The organism is Bacteroides sp. 41_26 (assembly GCF_949740115.1).
Lineage (GTDB): Bacteria > Bacteroidota > Bacteroidia > Bacteroidales > Bacteroidaceae > Bacteroides > Bacteroides nordii.
Genome location: NZ_CATJGZ010000028.1, coordinates 1 through 4,824 on the forward strand (window position 1 = coordinate 1; position 4,824 = coordinate 4,824).

The following is a 4,824-nucleotide window of genomic DNA, read 5'->3' on the forward strand; positions in this document are numbered from 1 at the left end:
CACTTCTACTTCCTTCACAACTTCCTTAGTCACAGGTTTCACGTTAGCCAATGCATTCTTTGCATCTGCCAGATCCGTCTGAGCCTGTGCCAGTTCGTCACGATATTTGTTCAATTCATCATTGATAGCGCTCTGGTCTACCTTAGAGTTGCAAGATACAAACTTCTTACCGCCGAATGTGTAAGTTACACCGGCAGTCAGAGAAACTGCACCGTCTGTATATGCACTACTGTATTTACCAAATATAGAAGGAGAAACTTCGCCTCTTGCTTCAATATTAATATCGATGTATTTGCTTACGTTGAATTGTCCTGCCAAACCAACTGAACCGTTGACCAGCGCATTCATCTTATCCATTTTGCCATAAGCTTTTGCAAATGTCAAACCTGGGCCTGCAAATACAGAAACATTGAACAGACGGTCCGGATTGTAACCTGCAATAGCATTGCTGAGGTTGTACATAGCGTCTGCACGCAGTGTGAAGTACTTCTTGTTCTTGTATTCGGCATAATCGCCTTTCACTCTGTTGTAGTCAGTATATAGTGTACTCCACATGCCGGCTACCTGAGCACGCACTCCCCATACGGGATTGATTAGTTTTCCTACTGATACATGGATCAGCGGAGTTATGGCATGTCCAAAGCCATAATCAAAGTTGTTCGGATTTACACATCCTTGTGCTCCGGCACCCACACTGATAAAGATATTGTCCTTAGCCCTTTCGGTATAGAACTTCTCTTTGGTCTGTGCAGAAGCTGAGATGGCTGCTCCGGTCAACAGTAAAGATAATATTACTACTTTGCTTTTCATTGTTTTTAATTTTTAATATTTCAACTCTTTCTTATCTCTTTTTATTTCAATCGGAATTGAAAGGTCAATCCTCCTGTGAAATATTTCATCCTTTGCAATTCTATCTGTGCATGAAGATGATTGAAAAGCAGATAAGTGGCTCCCAACGCAAAATCTTTCGAGTCATATTCGGCTATCAGTCGTAGCTGTGGATGGAAAGACGGATTATAGGTAATACCTGCTGCAATGCCGTTCAAATGATATTCTATTCTCCTGTTATAAAGATAGGAGAGATGAACACCAAGTGTTTCTTTACCTATCCGGATATGTTTGGTCGCAGCTATATAAAAGCGGCTGTAATATCCGTTCCCCTTATCGGAAGCTATCACATCTCCTGATGAAGTAAAAGGATCTGAGGTCCCTAAAACTACTGCAGGCGTATACTTCCAGAATTGGCCTTCCTTCAAAGCAAGCAATCGGACTGAGAAATACCGGTCCTGATTCGTAAACCCTGTATAACCATAAGGTTTTAGTCCCAATGCTTCGGCTTTGAAAAGTGTACAAGTATACGCTACTTCCAGCCAGGGCATTATAGTTACATTCAGGTAATAATTATACGTATGGTAATACCATGTAGGAGGAGTTATCCCCTTATTTAAAAAATTGGCCCCCAGCATTACTGTTTTATCTTTCTGCATCTCTGCCGAAGGAGCATGCAGCAATCCTGTGGTTCCATAGGTTAATTGAGCCGAAAGCATATAAGGTATACTTATAAGTAATAATACAATATAGATTCGTTTTAAACTCATTTTATATATTATAAATGCTTTCGATTCAATTACTTAGTACTCACAAAATTAATCCAGGTCAACAATACCACCACCTGCATTCAGGTTGTCTCCATGACCGTGACCATGACTTGGAGTTTGTTTTGGAGCGATCTTGTAAGAAACAACAGAAGCTACAGTTACAGTCAATGTAACAGGAGTTCTGTCAGCCTTGATAACTGTAATGGAGTATGTGATTTCTTTTTCACTTCTTGTGATAGTGAAACCTTCAATTTGCTGATTGGGCGAAATACTCATATCCTGAGAGAAAGCGACATCCTTATAATTTGGCTGAGGCAGAATGTTCATGTTATCTGCTTTGATCATCTTCTGCAAAAGTTCAACTATATGTTTCTTTGTAGTTTCTTTCACTCCTGTGAGTTTAGCATCTGCTTCCAGCTGAGGTGTGTTACCAATATATCTGCTACCACCCTTATACTGGCCTTTTACAGTAATAATCTGATCGTAGTTGCCAGTGAAGCATGGATACGGTTTGAATTCTTCAGCTAAAGGAGCTTCTTCTTTACTCTTGTCAATCTTTGATGTGAAACCAAATTTGAATTTAGAGAAGTGGCGGATTTCAGCTTTGAACTGACCGTTATCTTGTGGCATTGCATAGTTTACAACACCTTGTACTTTATCTTCTACCCATGTTTTGCTTATTTCATTGTAATATAATACAGGCAATAGATAGTCAGCTTTTTCTGTTGTAGCAATTTCAGATCCAAATGTGATATTTAATGGGGTAGCAAATACAACACCCTTTGGTGTACCTTCATAAGTACGTACAGCTGCTTCTGCTTTTTCTGTTGCAAGGTCACGAGATACGTTGATGTTCTGTGCTACTGTGCTACCTTCACCTTCGTTTTGAGTGTAAATAACTACGGCACTTGTAGGCAATGAAACAATATCTTTAATCTGTTGAACTGTTCCGTCAGCATTTACGATGTCTGAAACCAAATCTTTATTTAATTCAGTTGTAGTTGTTACAGTAGTAATTTTATCAGCTGTAACAGTTTCTCCTGTTGCTTCTTCCATTGCATCGAGAACATCGTTTACTGTTACTTTAACTTCAGTTCCGTCTTCTTTTACAACTGGTGCAGCCTCTTCTTGTGCGATTACATTTTTGTCTTTAACCTCAGTTTTTCCATTTTCTACCGGATTCAAGTTAGTGTTACCACCAATAGAACCATCTTCTGTTGTATCTTTATTGATTGGAATCAAAGTTATATTTACAGTGGATACCGATGTTTGGCCTGCTGATACGGGAACCATCAGGAAGCTACATGCAAACGGATAATAAGTAGATTTGCTTACTTTCACAGTTGCCAATACAGTAGGACCTACATATTCTGCAGGAATTTCTTGTTTGTAGTAACCGTTATTGATACTTGGTGTGAATGACTGACCATTAGTTAAGTTAATCTCAACAGTTGCTCCGTCTACTATCACATTATTTGCTCCCCAGATGTTACCTTCAATGTAATATTTAGCTGCTGGTTCTGGCTCCGGTTCTTCTGCGATCTTCTGTAAAACAACGTTTGCTCTTGTTACGATAGTATTTACTCCTGTACCTTCTTTCAAAGGAGCTTCTGTAATAACAATCTGTGCGTAGGTTTTTGTATATCCTGCTACATTTACAAAAGCGATATAGTTACCTGGAGTAACATTTTCAACAGTAAATGTACTTTCGCCAACATTATATTTCACTGTCTGGCCTTCGATAGTAACTTTGTCACCTGCTGCAAATTTAACCTTGTTACCATCTATGTCATACAAAGTTCCGTTAATATTATATTGGTTAGTCATGTATTCCGGATCTGGTATGTCTATTGCTACCGGTTCGAGTGCTGCATCTACAACATAAGTTCCTGTTTCTCCGTTGGGCAATGCTTTTACATCAATAGATTTGCTTAATGTAATGTAGTTATCCGCTTTGATGGTAATAGTCTGTACTCCGGTTGCTTCAAGTTGGAGTGAGTATTCACCGTTTGCCGAAGTAAATGATTGACCATTTACAGTAAAAGCAGTCATTGCGGCACCAGTTGTAGCATCTGTAACGATACCTTTTACATAATATTTGGCTGGTGTTGTACTTGGTGTCGGTACATCAATTTCCTCTTTTTCGTAACAACTTGCGAACATACCGCAAATCGCTACTAACATTAACGCTAACTTAGCGTTAAAACTAAAAAAATTACTTTTCACTTTCATCTCAATAAAATTAAAATTAATAATTTGATAATTCTGATTTAATAAAATATGGGTTAAAACTATTATTCTGCATTATGTTTTCATAGGGCGTAGCTTTATATCCTTTATAATAATACTGCTCATTTCCTGCATTATAGGCTATACCAAAGTTATTAGAAGTAGTTACACGCGGTATATACCTTTTGCGTTTGTATTTATAAGGTGGAAGAGCTATCTGAAAACGGAAACCTCCATTAGCCTTAACTCCATCGGCTTTCATTGCATAAAAACCAATAGATGCATAACGGAAGTGGCGGATACAATCAACTCTGACTCCTTTTTCACCCAATAAATATTGCTCTACTTTCAAAGATGTTTCTACGTTGTATTTAGGCCAGTAAAAACTTCCTCCTACAGACCAGGTTACACGTCTTTTGGTTCCGTAATGCAATGTAAATCCATCCCAATATCCAGTTCCTGTATATCCAACGCGCCCTTCAATGGTAAATCTTTCATCCCATATCAAGTGGTGAGTCATTTGTAAATCCACGCCATATCTATCGTTATTGAAGTGCCCTATTGCAAGTCTGGCAAATGTATTATAAGGTAGTCTTACACTTTGTACCAGTTCAACAAATCCCGGGCGTACCTTCTTGTACCCATCCGGGTATCCATCGTTATATATTGGCAATATCATTTGTGCCGTCAACTTCATGCCTTTCCAAAGAGAGACCTCTATTGCAGGTGACAGGTTGAATAATACCTGATAGATTTGTGTGATAACCACATTCTTAAAGTATAATTCCGGATAAACCACTATATCTACTTTAAACAGCGAACCGTTTTTTTTCTTACCTTTTGTTGTTTGTTTCCAGTTTTTGCCCAGATTATAACTTATATTCCACTCTTGTCGATTTATTTCAGGGATGCTATCGCCTATAACTGGCTGATAATAAAGCGAAATTTGCGGAATGTTGTTATCCAGAAAAATAAGTCTACATGGCTTATTCTGTGG

Annotated in this window: 4 protein-coding genes; all 4 read right to left on the minus strand. The window is 38.4% G+C overall.

The genetic code is table 11. The annotated features are described in order from the left end of the window. Nucleotides 1-810 (minus strand): putative outer membrane beta-barrel protein (locus tag QX565_RS00320; RefSeq protein ID WP_289290551.1); only part of this gene is annotated, 810 nt, incomplete at its 3' end. Nucleotides 811-851: 41 nt separating this feature from the next. Next, nucleotides 852-1,607 carry a YjbH domain-containing protein gene (locus QX565_RS00325; protein ID WP_289290555.1) on the minus strand — a complete coding sequence of 252 codons (756 nt, stop codon included), beginning with the start codon at nucleotides 1,605-1,607 and terminating at the stop codon, nucleotides 852-854. 39 nt (nucleotides 1,608-1,646) lie between these two features. Beyond that, nucleotides 1,647-3,782 (minus strand): peptidase associated/transthyretin-like domain-containing protein, encoded by a 2,136-nt coding sequence (locus QX565_RS00330; RefSeq protein WP_289290552.1) that lies wholly within the window; start codon nucleotides 3,780-3,782, stop codon nucleotides 1,647-1,649. A gap of 64 nt (nucleotides 3,783-3,846) precedes the next feature. Further along, nucleotides 3,847-4,824: carbohydrate-binding protein (locus tag QX565_RS00335; RefSeq protein WP_289290553.1), on the minus strand; the 978-nt coding region annotated here is incomplete at its 5' end.